1 protein-coding gene is annotated in these 742 nt (G+C 69.8%); it reads right to left on the bottom strand.

What is annotated here, in order from left to right; translation table 11 throughout:
• The coding region (locus tag AC1DQC_RS19815; protein WP_477052944.1) for a ferritin-like fold-containing protein at positions 1 to 489 on the bottom strand (489 nt) is incomplete at its 3' end.
• Between the last annotated feature and the right edge of the window lie 253 nt (positions 490 to 742).

Here is a 742-nt window from a genome sequence, read left to right on the forward strand (position 1 = left end):
CTGCGCCTGGGTGATCGCCTCGCCGAGCAGGCGCCGGCCCCAGAGCATCAGCCGGTCCTTGTCCTGGGTGCTCGACGCGACGGCCGCGCTCACCTCCTGCACCACGAACTCCGAGTGCCCGGTCTCGGCCAGCACCTCCCGCACCACGTCGGCCACCGACGGGTCCAGCGAGTCCGCGATCTCGCGGTAGAAGTCGGCGGCGATCCCGTCACCGACATGCGCCTTGACCAGGGCTTCGAGCCAGGTCGACGGGTGGGTGGCGGCGTGGAAGTCGTCGAGCGGCGTGACGAACGGCGCCATCGCCTCGTACACGTCGTGACCGCGGGCGGTGATCGTCGTCTCGAGTGTCACGAAGTGCCGCATCTCCGCGCCCGCCATCCGGGCGAGCGCGACCCGGCCCTGCAGCGTCGGGGACATCCGCGCGTCCTCCGCGAGGCGGTAGAAGGCGGAGATCTCGCCGTACGCGAGAACGGCGAACAGTTCGCCCACTCCCGGGTGATCGGCGGCTATGGCTGGCGTCAACGAATCCGAGGAATTGGCTCCCATGCGGACAGCCTAGACGTACGGTTGCCCGCCGATTCCGCGGCGCGGCCACCCGACGCGCGGGTGACATTCGCCATGCATGCACCCGATCCGGCAGTGGCGCAAGTTACCATGGACGCGGGCAGCCGCCCGTTGCCCGCCACAACAGGGCCGACGAGTTCTCACCGGCGGCCCACAGATAATGTGCGCGCACCTGATC

It is taken from the genome of Cellulomonas sp. P4_H12, assembly GCF_056400905.1.